The organism is Salmonella sp. 32120201201600049SM, from assembly GCF_017572835.1.
Lineage (GTDB): Bacteria > Pseudomonadota > Gammaproteobacteria > Enterobacterales > Enterobacteriaceae > Salmonella > Salmonella enterica.
Window position 1 is genome coordinate 113,777 of record NZ_JAGESA010000003.1, and the last position, 17,627, is coordinate 131,403.

The window sequence follows — 17,627 nt, forward strand, 5'->3', positions numbered from 1 at the left end:
GCGTCTGGCACGAAAATAATCTGCTTTTCACGTTCAATTGAGCTTCATGAAAAAGTGAAAGTAGCATTCATTGAAAAGTATATGTTCTGCTAATTGGCGTCACCACCGTTTGCCACGCGTGTGTAAAAGCGCCGTCTCCCTTCTGCAAACCGGCATCTGGCGCTACGTATATACTCTAAATAATTCGAGTTGCAGGAAGGCGGCAAGCGAGCGAATCCCCAGGAGCTTACTAAAGTAAGTGACTGGGGTGAGGGAACGTAGCCGCAGCACATGCCACTTGAAGTATGACGAGTATATTTAAAATAACGCCAGGTGTCGCATGATAATTACCCCTTTTTGCTTCGCGCATCTATTTATCTCAATATATGAAATCATTAAATGATATTCACAATATAAATATATATAAAAGAGATGGATATATTTATATCAATTATAAATTAATCAAAAGTTGACCTGATATTGAAATAGGCCTTGAAAGTGGTTAATAATTTGGCTTTGATAATATATTGTTACAGGTGATTGCAATCATTCATAAAACCATATTTTTATCATTTATTATTTATCTCATTTATATACACCATTTAAAAGCTATTTACAGCCAATCAAAATCCAGTTTGCTTCGTGAACGTTATTAAAAGGAAATTTAAAAATTGAACAGGACCTACAGTATTGTCTGGAGCGCCGTGCGAAATATGTATGTTGTGGCTTCAGAACTGGCGCGAGGCCACAGCAAAGTTAAAGCGCAAGTATGCGTGAGTGAAACCCATTCCCCAAACAAAAAGTCCGAATATGGACAAATAATAAAAGCAACGCGCGCGGCGCTGGCTTGCGTCGTGGCTGCGGCGCTCGGATTTTTCAGCCCGCTGGCTATGGCCGATAATCAGGTGTCATATGCTGATGCGCAGCCCCACGTTCTGGATGAGTCAACGCCGGCGATGACCTATTCGGGAGTTGAGGATGGCGCGGCACTGTATGTCTCGGGTGTCGCCACCGTCGGCTGGCAATCCACCACGGTCAAAGGGACGGGGCTCGTCATTGAAACGACCGGAGGCGGGGCCAATGCTCCGGATGGCGGTAAGTATGTTTCCAAAGCCATTTCGATAGATCATTATGCCATCCTTGAGCTTACCGACACGGAGATAACCACTGATAGTATTTATTCGCTGGGTATTTCCGCAGCGGATGGCAGCACACTGACGTTAACGGACAGCACGCTGAATATTGGCGGCAATTACGGCGTAATGACGTTGTATACGGGTTCAGCAGCGACACTGAACAACACCACCGTTGAGGCAGCTAACAGCAGCAGCGCGCAGGTGCAACAAGGCAGTACGCTGAACGTGCTGGACGGTAGCACAATCACCCTGGCGCAAGGCCAGATAAACGTTGTTGCCGGAAACACCGCGACAGACGAGGGTTCCACCCTGAACCTGTCTGATAGCTCGGTCAGCTCTGCAGGTACGATGAGCACCATCCAGGGTACCAATAAGGCCGCTCTTAATCTCACCAACGCGACCATAACACATACCAATGCCAGCGGCGCGGCGGTACAGGCCAATAACGCCACTACCCTGGATATTACAGGCGGCAACATTACCTCTGCCGGTACGGGCGTGTATATTCTGGCGTCGGACGCCAGGATCGACGGCGCCACCATCAACGCCGACGGCGACGGTATCTTTATAACCAGCAAAAGAAAACTCGACGGGTATGAGGATCTCAACGCGCTGACGGTCAGCGACGCAAACGTCACCTCAAAAACTGTCGCACTGAACATTGATGGCAGCACGACCATTAACGACCCCATTGAGCTCACCAACAGCACCTTTACGGCGCCGACCGCGATCAAATTAGGCAGCAAAGCGACTATTCAGGCCGAAAAAACGATGCTGACCGGCAACATTGTCCAGACTGACGCGTCATCGTCATCGCTCTCTTTAAGCCAGGGGTCCACGTTAACCGGTAGTGTAGATGCGATGTTTACTACGCTGTCGCTCGACGACACCAGCCAGTGGAACATGACCGACCCGTCAACCGTCGGCAATCTGACCAACGACGGCGATATTACGCTGGGCAACGCGAGCGGTTCGACAGGTACGCTGCTGACGGTGGACAATACCCTGACCTTGCAGGACGGCAGCCAGATAAACGCGACGCTGGATACCGCCAACAGCTCGCCAATTATCAAAGCCGCCAACGTCACGCTGGACGGGACGCTGAACCTTAGCTCAACGGCCACCTTTGTCGCGCCCGAAACCGACGAACACTTTGGATCGATCACGCTGATTGATTCGCAAACTGCGATCACTACCGATTTTGACAGCGTAACGCTGGATGCCGACACCTCCGCTATGCCGGATTATCTGACGATCAACGCGGGCGTTGATGCGAATGATAATACCAACTACGAGCTGTCTACGGGCTTGAGTTGGTACGCGGGCGCAAAATCTGCGCGCGCTGCGCATGGCACTTTTACCGTTGATGCAGGCAGTACCTTTACCGTCACCAGCGAACTGGACGAAACCACGGCGACCTCCGACTGGAACGGCAGCAAGCTAACCAAACAAGGCGACGGCACGCTGATCCTCAGCAACACCGGCAACGACTACGGCGATACTGAAATTGACGGCGGCATTCTGGCCGCCAAAGACGCCGCCGCGCTCGGCACTGGCGATGTGACGATTGCAGAAAGCGCAACGCTTGCGCTGAGCCAGGGAACGCTGGATAACAACGTCACCGGCGGGGGCCAAATTGTCAAAAGCGGTAACGATGAGCTGATCGTGACCGGCGCTAACAACTACAGTGGCGGCACCACTATTTCCGGCGGTACGCTGACGGCTGACCATGCGGATTCGCTGGGCAGCGGCGATATCGACAACAGCGGCGTGCTTCAGGTCGGCGAAGGCGAGCTGGAAAATACGCTTTTCGGCAGCGGCTCGCTGGTGAAAACCGGCACAGGCGAACTGACGCTAAGCGGCGATAACACTTACTCCGGCGGCACCACTATTTCCGACGGTACGCTGACGGCTGACCATGCAGATTCGCTGGGCACTGGCGCTGTTGCTAACAGCGGCGTGCTTCAGGTCGGCGAGGGCGAGCTGGAAAATACGCTTTCCGGCAGCGGCTCGCTGGTGAAAACCGGTACGGGCAAGCTGACGTTAGGCGGCGATAACAGCTATTCCGGCGGCACCACCATTACTGGCGGCACGCTGACGGCTGACCATGCAGATTCGCTGGGGACCGGGGCTATTGCCAACAGCGGCGTGTTTAAGGTCGGCGAGGGCGAGCTGAAAAATACGCTTTCCGGCAGCGGCTCGCTGGTCAAAACCGGCACAGGCGAGCTGACGCTAAGCGGCGATAACAGTTACTCCGGCGGCACCACCATTATCGGCGGTACGCTGACGGCTGACCATGCGGATTCGCTGGGTACCGGAGCTGTTGCCAACAGCGGTGTGCTTCAGGTCGGCGAGGGCGAGCTGGAAAATACGCTTTCCGGCAGCGGTTCGCTGGTGAAAACCGGCACAGGCGAGCTGACGCTAAGCGGCGACAACACTTACTCCGGCGGCACCACCATTACTGGCGGCACGCTGATGGCTGACCATGCGGATTCGCTGGGCACTGGCGCTATCGCCAACAGCGGCGTGCTTCAGGTCGGCGAGGGCGAGCTGGAAAATATGCTTTCCGGTAGCGGTTCGCTGGTGAAAACCGGTACGGGCGAGCTGACGTTAAGCGGCGACAACAGCTATTCCGGCGCCACCACTATCACTGACGGCACGCTGATTGCCGCCAACGTCAACGCGCTGGGCAGCGGCAATATCGACAACAGCGGTACGCTGATGCTGGACGCGGAGGGCGAATTCAACCTTGCGAATGTCGCGACCCAGTCTGGAGCAACGACTGAGCTGGCCAGAGGTACGACGCTCAACGTCGACTCGCTGACTCAGCAAGCCGATAGTACGCTGAATATTGACCTCAGTAAGGCCAACGGTGAAAGCGCCATTACCGCCGACAGCGTCACGCTGGGCGGCACGCTGAATGTTACCGGCATCGGCAGCGTTACGGACAGCTGGACGCCTGAGGCATACACCTACACGCTGATTGGCAGCGACAGCGCCATTACGACCGATTTCGACAATCTGACCGTCGCGGGAATGAATAGAGAAGATGTTGACTTCCTGACTATCGACGGAAAAGTCGATGAAGCAGACAACACCCACTATGATCTGACGGCCTCCCTCTCCTGGTATGCGAACAGAGACAACGCCACTACCGACGCCCACGGCACCTTTACCCTGAGCGACCCTGACGGCAGCTTTAACGTTGCGGCTACACTGACAGACGTTGATGATACGCTGGATCCGGGTAGCAGATGGGACGGTAAATCGCTGACCAAAGAAGGCGCAGGCACGCTGATCCTCTCCGGCGACAACGACTACAGCGGCGGCACCACCATCAATGAAGGTACGCTGGTCGCCGCCAGTACGACGGCGCTGGGCACCGGTCTGGTAGACAATAACGCCACGCTGGTGCTGGACGCAGACGGTGAAGTCAGCGCGGTGGGCGGCATCACCACTCATAGCGGCGCGACGACCCAACTGGCGCTCGGCACCTCGTTGGATCTCGGCGACAGCGCGTTAATTCAGGAAGATGGCAGTACGCTGAACGTTGAGCTGAATAGTGACTCAGTGCAACCGCTGATTACCGGCAGCAGCGCCACGCTTGGCGGCGATTTGGTCGTCAGCGACGCCAGCCTGCAAGCGCGCGCCTCCGACGCGGAGTTCCAGTCCTTTAAACTGATGGATATGGACAGCGATATCAGCGGCGACTTTACCAGCCTGACGATGAACCTCACTGACCAGCCGGACTATCTGACCGTAACCGGGACAATCAATCCTGAAGATGCGTCAGAATATCTGCTTACCGAAGGGCTGAGCTGGAATGCGACCGCCACGTCAGCGACGCCAGCACACGGCACGTTTACTCTGGGCGCAGGCGACAGTTTTGAAGTCACCAGCGTACTGGGCGATAAAACCGGCAACGGCGACTGGGACGGTAAATCGCTGACCAAACTGGGCGCGGGTAAATTGACGCTGAGCGGCGCGAACACCTACACCGGCGATACTAACGTACAGGAAGGCACGCTGTGGCTGGCCGGAGACGGTACGATTGGCGAAGTGGGCAGCCAGCAGGCGGTGAACGTCGCTTCCGACGCGACCTTTGGCGGCAGCAATGGTACGACCGTTAACGGTAAGGTGACCAATGAAGGGACGCTGGTCTTTGGCGACAGCGAGGAGACAGGCGCTATCTTCACCCTCAATGGCGATCTGATCAATATGGGGACAATGACCAGCGGTAGCAGCTCCAGCACGCCTGGCAATACGCTTTATGTTGATGGCAATTACACCGGCAACGGCGGCTCGCTTTACCTGAATACCGTCCTGGGCGACGATGATTCGGCAACCGATAAGTTGGTCATTACCGGCGATGCCTCCGGCACCACCGATCTGTACATCAACGGCATCGGCGATGGAGCACAGACCACTAACGGTATCGAAGTGGTGGATGTTGGCGGCGTATCGACCAGCGATGCGTTTGTGTTAAAAAATGAAGTTAACGCCAGTCTGTATACCTACCGTCTGTACTGGAATGAAAGTGACAACGACTGGTATCTGGCGTCAAAAGCACAGTCTGATGATGACGACAGCGGCGGTGATGACACGCCTTCGGATGGCGGTGACGATGGCGGTAATGTCACGCCTCCGGACGACGGCGGCGATGGCGGTAATGTCACGCCTCCGGACGACGGCGGCGACGGCGGCGATGTCACGCCTCCGGACCACGGCGGCGATGTCGCACCGCAGTACCGTGCGGATATCGGCGCGTACATGGGCAACCAGTGGATGGCGCGCAACCTGCAAATGCAGACCCTCTATGACCGCGAGGGCAGCCAGTATCGTAATGCCGATGGCAGCGTATGGGCGCGCTTCAAAGCGGGTAAAGCGGAATCCGAGGCTGTCAGCGGCAATATCGATATGGACAGCAACTACTCCCAGTTCCAGTTAGGCGGCGACATTCTGGCCTGGGGTAACGGCCAACAGAGCGTTACCGTTGGTGTCATGGCGAGCTACATCAACGCCGATACCGACAGCACCGGTAACCGTGGCGCGGACGGTAGCCAGTTCACCAGTAGCGGCAACGTAGACGGCTATAACCTTGGCGTCTATGCCACCTGGTTTGCCGATGCCCAAACGCATAGCGGCGCGTATGTCGACAGCTGGTACCAATATGGTTTCTACAACAACAGCGTAGAGAGCGGTGATGCGGGATCTGAATCTTATGATTCAACCGCTAACGCCGTCTCGCTGGAAACCGGTTATCGCTACGATATTGCGCTTAGCAACGGCAATACTGTCAGTCTGACGCCGCAGGCGCAGGTTGTCTGGCAGAATTACTCAGCGGATAGCGTGAAAGATAACTACGGCACCCGGATCGATGGTCAGGATGGCGACAGTTGGACAACGCGTCTGGGCCTGCGTGTTGACGGCAAGCTGTACAAAGGCAGCCGTACGGTTATCCAGCCGTTTGCTGAAGCTAACTGGCTGCACACCAGCGATGATGTGTCGGTATCGTTTGATGATGCCACGGTGAAACAGGATCTTCCGGCTAACCGTGCGGAGCTGAAAGTAGGTCTGCAGGCAGATATTGATAAGCAGTGGAGCGTTCGCGCTCAGGTTGCCGGGCAGACTGGCAGCAATGACTTTGGCGATCTGAACGGTAGCCTCAATCTGCGCTATAACTGGTAAGTTAGACAAAACCGGGCGGGTGTTCCCTGCCCGGTTTTGAGGCGAATGACAAACCGGTTGATCGTCAGATTATGGCTACACCTTATCCGACGTGGCGCGTAGGTTGGCTGAGGCGAAGTCGAAACCCAACATCGCGCTGCAAAGGGTGGGGGAATGTTGGATTACGTGCCCGGCGTGACGGATTTGACTTCACTTTCAAGCCAGCCGTCCTCCAGTCGCGTGGTCATAATATCGCCTGCTTTGACCTGTTTGATCTTTTTCAGCACCTTGCCGTTCGTTGTCGTCGAAACCGTATAGCCGCGCGCCAGCGTGGCTAACGGGCTGACCGCTTCCAGATGCGTGACCGCGTTGCCAAAGCGTTCGCGCTGTTCGCTTAACCGTGAGCGGATATTCTCCGTCAGACGATATTCCAGCTGTTGGATGCGCGACTGCGCGCGGTGAATGCGCGGCTGCGGATTTTGCTGGCTCAGACGTTGACTTACGCGCTGTTGGCGCTGAATGGCCTGCTTAATCCTGGCCTCAAGCGCAAATCCCATCCGTTGGCGTAGACGTTCCAGCGCGGTTTGCTGACGGGCCAGACGCAGTTGCGGATGTTGCTGTTGCAGACGGTGAAAAATCTGCGTGAAACGACGGCTACGGTTGGCGAGGTAGTAGTCCATCGCCATGCCCAGACGCTGTTGGGCGGACTGAATCTGACGCAACAACTCCTGCTGGTTGCGGCTGACAATTTCTGCCGCTGCTGATGGCGTAGGCGCGCGCAGGTCGGCGACAAAATCAGCTATCGTGACGTCCGTTTCGTGACCGACGGCGCTGACCACCGGAATGCGGCTGGCAAAAATCGCCCGCGCCACGCGTTCGTCGTTAAAACTCCACAAATCTTCCAGCGAACCGCCGCCGCGTCCGACGATCAGTACATCACACTCGCCCCGCGCGTTCGCCAGTTCGATAGCACGAACGATCTGCCCCGGCGCGTCGTCGCCCTGGACCGCCGTCGGGTAGATAATTACGGGCAGGGATGGGTCACGACGCTTTAGCACGTGGAGAATATCGTGCAGCGCCGCGCCGGTTTTCGAGGTGATCACCCCCACGCAGTGGGCCGGGGAGGGCAACGGCTGTTTATGCTGCTGATCGAACAAGCCTTCGGCCTGGAGTGTGGCTTTTAGCTGCTCATATTTCTGCTGCAACAAGCCTTCGCCCGCGGGCTGCATACTTTCGGCGATGATTTGATAATCGCCGCGCGGCTCGTACAGCGTAATGTTGGCGCGTACCAGCACCTGCTGCCCGTGCTGCGGGCGGAACGTCACCCGGCGGTTGCTGTTACGGAACATCGCACAGCGCACCTGAGCGGTATCGTCTTTGAGCGTAAAGTACCAGTGGCCCGACGCAGGCTGCGTGAAATTAGAAATCTCGCCGCTGATCCATACCTGTCCCATCTCCTGTTCTAACAGCAGACGAACCGTCTGGTTAAGGCGGCTTACGGTAAAAATTGAGGAAGTTTGAGAGGATAACATGTGAGCGGGATCAAATTCTAAATCAGCAGGTTATTCAATCGATAGTAACCTGCTCACGGGGGATCGCAAGCACTATTTGCAAAAAAATGTAGATGCAACCGATTACGTTCTGTATAATGCCGCGGCAATATTTATTAACCTCCCAGGTGAGATATTGCCCATGCTACGTATCGCTAAAGAAGCCCTGACGTTTGACGACGTCCTCCTTGTTCCCGCTCATTCCACCGTTTTGCCGAATACTGCCGATCTCAGCACGCAGTTGACGAAAACTATTCGTCTGAATATTCCTATGCTTTCTGCGGCGATGGACACCGTGACGGAAGCGCGCCTGGCAATTGCCCTGGCCCAGGAAGGCGGCATTGGTTTTATCCACAAAAACATGTCCATTGAGCGCCAGGCGGAAGAAGTTCGCCGCGTGAAGAAACACGAGTCCGGCGTAGTGACCGACCCGCAGACCGTCCTGCCAACCACCACGTTGCATGAAGTGAAAGCCCTGACCGAGCGTAACGGTTTTGCGGGCTATCCGGTGGTGACTGAAGATAACGAGCTGGTGGGTATCATCACCGGTCGTGACGTGCGTTTTGTGACTGACCTGAACCAGCCGGTTAGCGTTTACATGACGCCGAAAGAGCGTCTGGTGACCGTTCGTGAAGGCGAAGCCCGTGAAGTCGTGCTGGCAAAAATGCACGAAAAACGCGTAGAAAAAGCGCTGGTCGTTGATGATAACTTCCATCTGCTTGGCATGATTACCGTAAAAGATTTCCAGAAAGCGGAACGTAAACCAAACTCCTGTAAAGATGAGCAGGGCCGTTTACGTGTCGGCGCGGCGGTCGGCGCAGGCGCGGGCAACGAAGAGCGCGTTGACGCGCTGGTGGCGGCAGGCGTTGACGTCCTGCTGATCGACTCCTCTCACGGTCATTCGGAAGGTGTTCTGCAACGTATCCGTGAAACCCGTGCTAAATATCCTGACCTGCAAATCATCGGCGGCAACGTCGCCACTGGCGCAGGCGCTCGCGCACTGGCGGAAGCCGGTTGCAGCGCGGTGAAAGTGGGTATCGGCCCTGGCTCTATCTGTACGACTCGTATCGTGACTGGCGTGGGCGTTCCGCAGATCACCGCTGTTTCCGACGCGGTAGAAGCGCTGGAAGGCACCGGAATTCCGGTTATCGCTGACGGCGGTATCCGTTTCTCCGGCGATATCGCCAAAGCCATCGCCGCAGGCGCGAGCGCGGTAATGGTGGGCTCGATGCTGGCCGGTACCGAAGAATCCCCGGGCGAAATCGAACTCTACCAGGGCCGTTCGTACAAATCTTACCGCGGGATGGGCTCGCTGGGCGCGATGTCCAAAGGTTCCTCCGACCGTTACTTCCAGAGCGACAACGCCGCCGACAAACTGGTGCCGGAAGGTATCGAAGGCCGCGTAGCCTATAAAGGTCGCCTGAAAGAGATCATTCACCAGCAGATGGGCGGCCTGCGCTCCTGTATGGGGCTGACCGGTTGTGCTACCATCGACGAACTGCGTACTAAAGCGGAGTTTGTGCGTATCAGCGGTGCGGGCATTCAGGAAAGCCACGTTCACGACGTGACCATCACCAAAGAGTCCCCGAACTACCGTCTGGGCTCCTGATTTTCTTCGCCCGACCTTCGCGTCGGGCGATTTATTTAATCTGTTTCACTTGCCTCGGAATAAGCGTCAATGACGGAAAACATTCATAAGCATCGCATCCTCATTCTGGACTTCGGTTCTCAGTACACTCAACTGGTTGCGCGCCGCGTGCGTGAGCTGGGTGTTTACTGCGAACTGTGGGCGTGGGATGTGACAGAAGCACAAATTCGTGACTTCAACCCAAGCGGCATTATTCTTTCCGGCGGCCCGGAAAGCACCACCGAAGAAAACAGCCCGCGCGCGCCGCAGTATGTCTTTGAAGCAGGCGTGCCGGTATTTGGCGTCTGCTACGGGATGCAGACCATGGCGATGCAGCTTGGCGGTCATGTAGAAGGTTCTAATGAGCGTGAATTTGGTTACGCGCAGGTCGAAGTATTGACCGACAGCGCGCTGGTTCGCGGTATTGAAGATTCCCTGACCGCAGACGGCAAACCGCTGCTGGACGTGTGGATGAGCCACGGCGATAAAGTGACGGCGATTCCGTCCGACTTCGTGACAGTCGCCAGCACCGAGAGCTGTCCGTTCGCCATTATGGCCAACGAAGAAAAACGCTTCTACGGCGTACAGTTCCACCCGGAAGTGACTCACACCCGCCAGGGTATGCGCATGCTGGAGCGTTTTGTACGCGATATCTGCCAGTGTGAAGCCCTGTGGACGCCGGCGAAAATTATCGACGACGCCGTGGCGCGCATTCGCGAGCAGGTTGGCGACGATAAAGTGATCCTCGGTCTCTCCGGCGGTGTGGATTCTTCCGTCACCGCAATGCTGCTGCACCGCGCGATCGGTAAAAATCTGACCTGTGTTTTCGTCGACAACGGCCTGCTGCGCCTGAACGAAGCCGAGCAGGTGATGGACATGTTTGGCGACCATTTTGGCCTGAATATCGTTCACGTACCGGCGGAAGAGCGCTTCCTGTCCGCGCTGGCTGGCGAGAACGATCCGGAAGCCAAGCGTAAGATCATCGGTCGCGTTTTTGTGGAAGTGTTCGACGAAGAAGCGCTGAAACTGGAAGACGTGAAATGGCTGGCGCAGGGCACCATCTACCCTGACGTTATCGAATCTGCGGCGTCTGCAACCGGTAAAGCGCACGTCATCAAATCTCACCACAATGTCGGCGGCCTGCCGAAAGAGATGAAGATGGGGCTGGTTGAACCGCTGAAAGAGCTGTTCAAAGACGAAGTGCGTAAGATTGGTCTGGAGCTGGGCCTGCCGTACGACATGCTGTACCGTCATCCGTTCCCGGGGCCGGGCCTCGGCGTTCGCGTATTGGGCGAAGTGAAGAAAGAGTACTGCGACCTGCTGCGTCGCGCGGACGCTATCTTCATTGAAGAGCTGCGCAAAGCGGATCTGTACGACAAAGTCAGTCAGGCGTTTACCGTCTTCCTGCCAGTACGCTCCGTAGGCGTCATGGGTGATGGTCGTAAGTACGACTGGGTTGTCTCTCTGCGTGCTGTCGAAACCATCGACTTTATGACCGCACACTGGGCACATCTGCCGTATGATTTCCTGGGTCGTGTTTCCAACCGCATCATCAATGAAGTCAACGGGATTTCCCGTGTGGTGTATGACATCAGCGGTAAACCACCAGCTACCATTGAGTGGGAATAAGCCGATAACCCTTCCTGTGTTTTCATGAACAGGTAAACGTGAATTTAACCCTCTGTTTTTACAGAGGGTTTTTATTTATGTGCATAGATGAGTTTTCTGTGTAGTGCACAGCTTCTGGCGGCAAATTTGACGTAATTACGAACCCACGAAGGTTGGCTGTATCTTGCCGTGGTCGTTGATTTGTTCTCGCGCAAAGTTATCGGCTGGTCAATGCAACCACGAATGACAAAAGATATTGTCCTGAATGCGCTTCTGATGGCCGTGTGGCGACGTCATCCCAAAAACAGGTGCTGGTTCATTCTGATCAGGATAGTCAGTACACCCGCTATGAATGGCTGAAATCGCACGGACTGGAGGGCAGTATGAGCCGTCGTGGCAACTGTCATGACAATGCGGTTGCAGAAAGCTTTTTCCAGCTACTGAAGCGTGAACGGATAAAGAAAAAGATCTACCAACGACTCAGAAGTGCCCAGGTTATCCGTGGCGATTCAGCCCAAATAAGGGGTATTTAAAATATAATAACTTTATTCTTCAACTATATAACCAACGTCCAGCTTTAGCACTTTCAACGAGCATACCAACCGTTAGTGGCTTACGCGGATCAGGCTCTTTACTTCCAAAGTACTCTGGATTCAGATAGTTGAGTATGTCAAATCCTTCTGGATCTACATTCCAACGCTTGAAGTACTCTTGTAGAAGTTCTTCACTATCTTCAAAAACGAGTTTAAGATCATCCCTAATACTGGTATCAAGCGTGATGGTTCGCTTTGGCCCACAGAGAAAGTACTTTTTAGTGTTATATTCCTGATCGATAAAATCGATAATTTCTTTCTTAATATCTCTCATTAGAAGTACGTCCACTGAATGCGATCTTTAGGAACCGCCACACGATTAAATGTATCTTTAATATCACGCTGGATATCATAAATCGTAGTGAATGTCATAACCCAACCGAGCCAGGGTACATTACGACCAACGAAACGACCTAAATTATTCGTTGAGCTTAGCTGTAATGAGTTGATGGTTTTGCCTGTCAACGTTGGTAATCTGATCCCAGGTGGCAGTTTATAGTTCAACCAATTACTGATGTACTTAGAAGCAATTGATGTTCCTGGAGTTGTCCCACGAGGTTTACCCCTCGTAGGTAGAACTGGTTGCCCTGAGATAACCAGTGCAGCATCGACCGCTGAGATCCCCAGATGATCGCTCACAACGGCGATGGTGATAGCCCACCATAGTTGTTGTGGTGTCAGGTTGGATAACCCGCCGTAGAAGTACGTACCATTCAATGTTTCAGTAGTGTCCATTTACTCACCCCTTCTAACCATGACCAAAAATTATACAACACCTAATCTCTTTGTTCTAACTAATAATTACGGGGTAGTAAGCGATTCACCTCTTTGAAAAAAAAGATCATCGGGGTTGTTTTGCAGTACATGATAGGGGCACGCTGAAGGCTATCGGGTTTTGTATTCGGTCGAGGGAATCTTAGTAACCGCGCATGTGATCTTATCACCCAGGCAGGATATCCCGCGGTTGCTCTTTAAGCGTCTGATCATGGCCTGAACCCATTGAGTGGGTTGTCTTTTTGCGTTAACGCTAAAGCTTCTTTTTCTTGCGCGGGCTTTTTAACGGATAACAGCTTAACGTTGTCCCGGCGTGGTGACAGAAAGCGATGATTGTTGCGCTTCTTTTTTATCCTGATGGTGCTGCCAGGCGCCGATAGAAGAGTAGACGAAACGTCCAAAGAAGAAGATAAAACTGATAAGCAGTACGATACGGGTCATGCGAGTGTTAAATCGATGTCGTTTTCGCATACTGTTGGCCTGACTCACGAAGGGTTCCTTAACGTTGGCCCAGCGGTATGGGCGGGATCAGGCTGGGTTCTTCAAGGGTATTATCAAGGCGAAGAACGTAACAAGCCTGCGTTCACTCTACATTAAGGCATACTGCGAACCGATGGTCAATTCCTCTTAATGTAAAATTGCGTCAGTTGATTTATCTTATATTGTTATGGAAGATAATTTTAGTATTTACATTAATAATAAATTAATGATAACAAAGAATAAAAAGGCGAATAAAGGCTGCAGGAGAAAGGTAATAATTGACTTAAATCAAATGTTACTTTTGTTTAATAATTACAATCGATGACTATCGTGTGATGTATATCGCATCATCAATTTAAAGTCAGGTGGGATGCCTGTCTGTTAACGCCCCTTTGGGATTGGGGGGTTCTGCTGAGCATCTATGAAACTAAATAAAACTTATATAAATATCAGAGATAAATGGTGGGGACTACCGCTCATCCTTCCTTCGATTTTACTACCTGTTTTAAGTAGCGCAAATACTTATGCGCTTACCAGCACTGGAAATGTGGTTCTTTTTTACCTGCCGTTAGCTTTTATGCTTAGCCTGATGCTCTTTTTCGGCTGGGCAGCACTGCCGGGCATTGTGCTTGCTATCTTCTGGCGCAGATACCCGCAGACAGGGCTGTATGAAACCCTTTCTGTGACGATGCACTTTATCATTACTATCGTGCTAAGCTGGGGCGGCTATCGTGTCTTTTCCCCACGGCGAAACAATGTTTCCCACGGCGACGCCCACCTGTTGTTTCAACGAATATTCTGGCAGGTATTTTGTTCTGCAACATTATTTCTGGTCATCTACCAGTTTGCCGCTTTTGTTGGCATGTACGAAAGCAAAGCCAGCCTGATGGGGGTAATGCCCTTTAATATCAACACGCTGATTAATTACCAGGCGTTACTGGTCGGTAACCTTGTCGGCGTGCCATTGTGCTATTTTATTATTCGTACTCTCCGCAATCCGCTGCACCTGCGGGGGTATTATCAGCAATTAAAGCTACAGATTGATAGCAAGGCCACTAAAAAAGAGATCGTTATTTGGCTGGCCGTATTGACTACACTAATGTTTATACTGTGTATGCCATTGACTGATAATAGTTCAATATTTAGTACCAACTATACGCTTTCGTTATTATTGCCGGTCATGCTGTGGGGTGCGATGCGCTATGGCTATAAGTTTATTTCAATTATCTGGGCCGTCGTGCTAATTACGTCGATTCATTATTATCAGCGTTATATGCCCTGGTATTCAGGTTATGATACGCAATTAGCGATTACCTCTTCGAGCTATCTGGTTTTTTCTTTTATTGTTAATTATATGTCTGTACTGGCCACGCGTCAGCGCGTAGTGAGTGGTCGCGCACGGCGGCTGGCCTATCTTGACCCGGTTGTACATCTTCCCAATTTACGTGCGTTAAACCGCGCGCTCCAAAATGCGCCCTGGTCTACGATCTGTTTTTTACACGTGCCGGGCCTGGAGCTATTGGGTAAAAATTATGGCGTCATGTTACGCATCCAGTATAAGCAAAAGCTCTCTCACTGGATTACGCCGATGCTGGCCTCAAATGAGTGCGTCTACCAGATGTCAGGGCACGACCTGGTGCTGCGTCTTAATACAGAGTCGCATCAGCAGCGTATTGAAGCGCTGGATAAACATATTAAGCAGTTTCGGTTTATCTGGGACGGACTGCCGCTACAGCCCCCTGTCGGCGTGAGTTACTGCTGCGTGCGTTCTCCGGTTAGCCACCTTTATCTGCTGTTGGGCGAATTAAGCACCAGTTCCGATCTTTCGTTGACGACTAACGCGCCGGAGGATTTACAGCGGCGCGGCGCAATGCACCTGCAGCGCGATTTGAAGGGCAGAATTGCGATGATGAATCGCCTGCAACAGGCGTTGGAGCACGATCATTTTTTCCTGATGGCGCAGCCTATTTTCGGTGTTCGTGGGGACGTTTACCATGAAATCTTACTGCGACTCAGGGATGACAACGGCGACGTTATCAACCCGGACAATTTTTTACCCGTGGCGCATGAGTTTGGTTTGTCTTCCGCTATCGATCTCTGGGTGATTGAAAACACGCTGCGGTTTATGGCGGCCAGCCGGGAATATATGCCCGCGCATCGTTTTGCCATTAATCTGTCGCCAACATCGGTATGCCGCGCTCGTTTCCCTGCAGAAGTTAAGCAGCTGCTTACGCAATATCAGGTTGAACCCTGGCAACTGGTTTTTGAGGTAACGGAAAGCAACTCTCTCACCAATGCTGAGCAGGCGCAGTTGACGCTGGGACAGCTACAGCAGTTTGGCTGTCAGATAGCGATTGATGATTTCGGTACTGGCTACGCCAGCTATGCGCGGCTGAAAAACGTTGACGCCGATATTCTTAAAATTGATGGCAGTTTTATTCGCAATATAGTGTCAAACAGTCTCGATTATCAGATTGTGGCTTCTATTTGTCATTTAGCGCGAATGAAAAATATGCAGGTCGTCGCGGAGTATGTCGAGAGCGAAGAAATACGAAGCGTAGTGCTCTCGTTGGGAATCGACTATCTTCAGGGATATTTAATTGGCGAGCCGCAGCTATTATCTGAGATTCAGTAAAGGCAGACGCCGCGGCGCGGCGTCTGGCTCACAATTTACGCGGCGATCTCCGGCGAGCTTTCTTCCTCAATATTGAGACGCCAGCCAGTTACCGCTTCCCAGTACTGCTGTTCTTTTTCCAGATCAAGCAGTACCAGCGCATTCTGGCTGAACCAGTCATGCGGAAAACATAACGTCCAGTGGCTGTCATCGGTCGTTAGCCGCAGCGTCGGCGGCGTGGTGGTCGCCTGCCGCTGGTTGTTCAGTAATACGCCCAGCCGAAGTAGCTGAATTAACGGCAGATACTGTTTTTTCTTAAACAGCGTAAAGCGGGGCATATCATCCAGTTTTATGGCTTTACGATGATAACGCACCAGCGTCGCCATCATCATTTGCTGCTCCTGATTAAAGCCGGGCAAATCGCTGTGTTGCAGAATATAAGCCGAATGGCGATGTAAACCGCTGTGATTAATATTCAGTCCAACCTCATGCAGCATTGCCGCCCAGCGAAGCAACGCTTCAAGCTGCGGATGCGCCAGTTTTGGCTGCTGGGCCTGCCACTGTTCGTACATCTGCATGGTGGTTTCCAGCACGCGTCTGGCCTGTTCTCTGTCAATGTTGTATTGATTGGCCAGACTTTTTGCGGTACGGCTGCGAACATCCTGATGGCGGAAGCGGCCTTCCATTTCATACAGCACGCCTTCACGCAACGCGCCGTCGGAAAGGCGAAGCTCGCGGATAGCCAGAGCATCAAAAACGCCGCACAGAATTGCCAGGCCCGGCACAAAGACCGCTTTGCGTTCTTCAGACAGACCCGGCAGGCTGAGCGCATTAAAGGAGCGGTGCTTCAACACTTCTGACTTCAGTTTATCGAGGCGCTCCGGCGTAATGAAGCCATCTTTCTCACCCAGCGCCAGGAGAACTTCATGAGCGGCCTTAATCGTACCGGAAGCGCCCATCGCCACGTTCCAACCCTGAATACGATACTGCCAGGTTAAGGTTTCCAGTTTTTGCGCTGCCGCCATTCGGGCGCGCTGGAAGTTTTCTTTATTGATAACGCCGCCGGGAAAGTAGAGCTGCGCGAAGCTCACGCAGCCCATACGACGGCTTTCAACCAGCCTGGGTTCGAAGTTTTCGCCAATGACCAGCTCTGTTGACCCGCCGCCGATATCGATCACCAGCTTGCGGCCTTTTTCCGGCTGCGTATGTTCTACGCCCATAAAAATCAGGCGCGCTTCTTCGTTACCGGAAATAATCTCTATCGGGTAGGGAATAACCTTTTCCGCGCGTTTGAGAAAATCAGCGGCATTTTGCGCCTGACGTAACGTATGGGTGCCTACGATACAGACGCTGGAAGGGGAGAAACCTTGTAAGCGTTCAGCAAACAGCGACAGACAGCTAAGCCCCCGTTCCATGGCTTCTTCGCTGAGTTTATTATCTGCGCCCAGCCCGTCCGCCAGATGGACGCGCTGTTTTAAACGCCCGATAATCTGCATTGCGCCGTCAACCACGCGGGCAATGACCATATGAAAGCTGTTTGAGCCGAGATCGACCGCAGCGAACTCCTGCGGACGAGGGGATTTATCGTAAATTGGCATA

10 protein-coding genes and 3 pseudogenes are annotated in these 17,627 nt (G+C 53.1%); 8 read left to right on the forward strand and 5 right to left on the reverse strand.

Features of this window, described 5'->3' with window-relative positions:
- Positions 1–6: 6 nt before the first annotated feature.
- Positions 7–93 (forward strand): annotated as a pseudogene (locus J4650_RS08945) (IS1 family transposase); the annotation flags it as partial.
- Between the two features lie 557 nt (positions 94–650).
- The gene (gene shdA, locus J4650_RS08950; protein WP_071827196.1) at positions 651–6,803 is read left to right on the forward strand and encodes a fibronectin-binding autotransporter adhesin ShdA; all 6,153 of its coding nucleotides are present in this window, start codon (positions 651–653) and stop codon (positions 6,801–6,803) included.
- A gap of 161 nt (positions 6,804–6,964) precedes the next feature.
- On the opposite strand, the gene xseA is transcribed toward shdA, so the two are convergent.
- Positions 6,965–8,314 carry an exodeoxyribonuclease VII large subunit gene (gene xseA, locus J4650_RS08955; RefSeq protein WP_023993729.1) on the reverse strand — a complete coding sequence of 450 codons (1,350 nt, stop codon included), beginning with the start codon at positions 8,312–8,314 and terminating at the stop codon, positions 6,965–6,967.
- A 160-nt stretch (positions 8,315–8,474) separates the two neighbouring features.
- On the opposite strand from xseA, the gene guaB reads away from it, so the two are divergent.
- The 3 genes and pseudogenes from guaB to J4650_RS08970 all read left to right on the forward strand — a co-directional run.
- Positions 8,475–9,941 carry an IMP dehydrogenase gene (gene guaB / locus J4650_RS08960; RefSeq protein WP_000944174.1) on the forward strand — a complete coding sequence of 489 codons (1,467 nt, stop codon included), beginning with the start codon at positions 8,475–8,477 and terminating at the stop codon, positions 9,939–9,941.
- A 69-nt stretch (positions 9,942–10,010) separates the two neighbouring features.
- Positions 10,011–11,588: a glutamine-hydrolyzing GMP synthase gene (gene guaA, locus J4650_RS08965; RefSeq protein ID WP_000138296.1), complete on the forward strand. Its 1,578-nt coding sequence runs from the start codon at positions 10,011–10,013 to the stop codon at positions 11,586–11,588.
- A 123-nt stretch (positions 11,589–11,711) separates the two neighbouring features.
- Positions 11,712–12,040: pseudogene (locus tag J4650_RS08970) on the forward strand (DDE-type integrase/transposase/recombinase); the annotation flags it as partial.
- 79 nt (positions 12,041–12,119) lie between these two features.
- Here the strand turns inward: J4650_RS08970 and J4650_RS08975 are convergent.
- Positions 12,120–12,449, reverse strand: a complete 330-nt coding sequence (locus tag J4650_RS08975; RefSeq protein WP_023994424.1) for a DUF1493 family protein — start codon at positions 12,447–12,449, stop codon at positions 12,120–12,122.
- Complete coding sequence (locus J4650_RS22975) at positions 12,434–12,895, reverse strand: STM2901 family protein (RefSeq protein WP_000381628.1); 462 nt, start codon at positions 12,893–12,895, stop codon at positions 12,434–12,436. The genes J4650_RS08975 and J4650_RS22975 overlap by 16 nt, the downstream gene beginning before the upstream one ends.
- Before the next feature lie 139 nt (positions 12,896–13,034).
- Between J4650_RS22975 and J4650_RS22810 the strand changes: the two are divergent.
- Positions 13,035–13,154: pseudogene (locus tag J4650_RS22810) on the forward strand (hypothetical protein); the annotation flags it as partial.
- A 77-nt stretch (positions 13,155–13,231) separates the two neighbouring features.
- Here J4650_RS22810 and J4650_RS08985 read toward each other — a convergent pair.
- Positions 13,232–13,423, reverse strand: coding sequence for a YfgG family protein (locus J4650_RS08985; protein ID WP_023993730.1), 192 nt, complete (start codon positions 13,421–13,423; stop codon positions 13,232–13,234).
- 178 nt (positions 13,424–13,601) lie between these two features.
- Between J4650_RS08985 and J4650_RS08990 the strand changes: the two genes are divergently transcribed.
- A complete protein-coding gene (locus J4650_RS08990; RefSeq protein WP_001540598.1) occupies positions 13,602–13,739 on the forward strand; it encodes a hypothetical protein in 138 nt (45 codons plus the stop codon).
- 96 nt (positions 13,740–13,835) lie between these two features.
- Complete coding sequence (locus J4650_RS08995) at positions 13,836–16,049, forward strand: sensor domain-containing phosphodiesterase (protein ID WP_000773648.1); 2,214 nt, start codon at positions 13,836–13,838, stop codon at positions 16,047–16,049.
- Positions 16,050–16,084: 35 nt separating this feature from the next.
- On the opposite strand, the gene ppx is transcribed toward J4650_RS08995, so the two are convergent.
- Entirely contained in the window at positions 16,085–17,626 is a 1,542-nt protein-coding gene (gene ppx, locus J4650_RS09000) for an exopolyphosphatase (RefSeq protein ID WP_001123330.1), read from the reverse strand.
- Position 17,627: the final 1 nt, after the last annotated feature.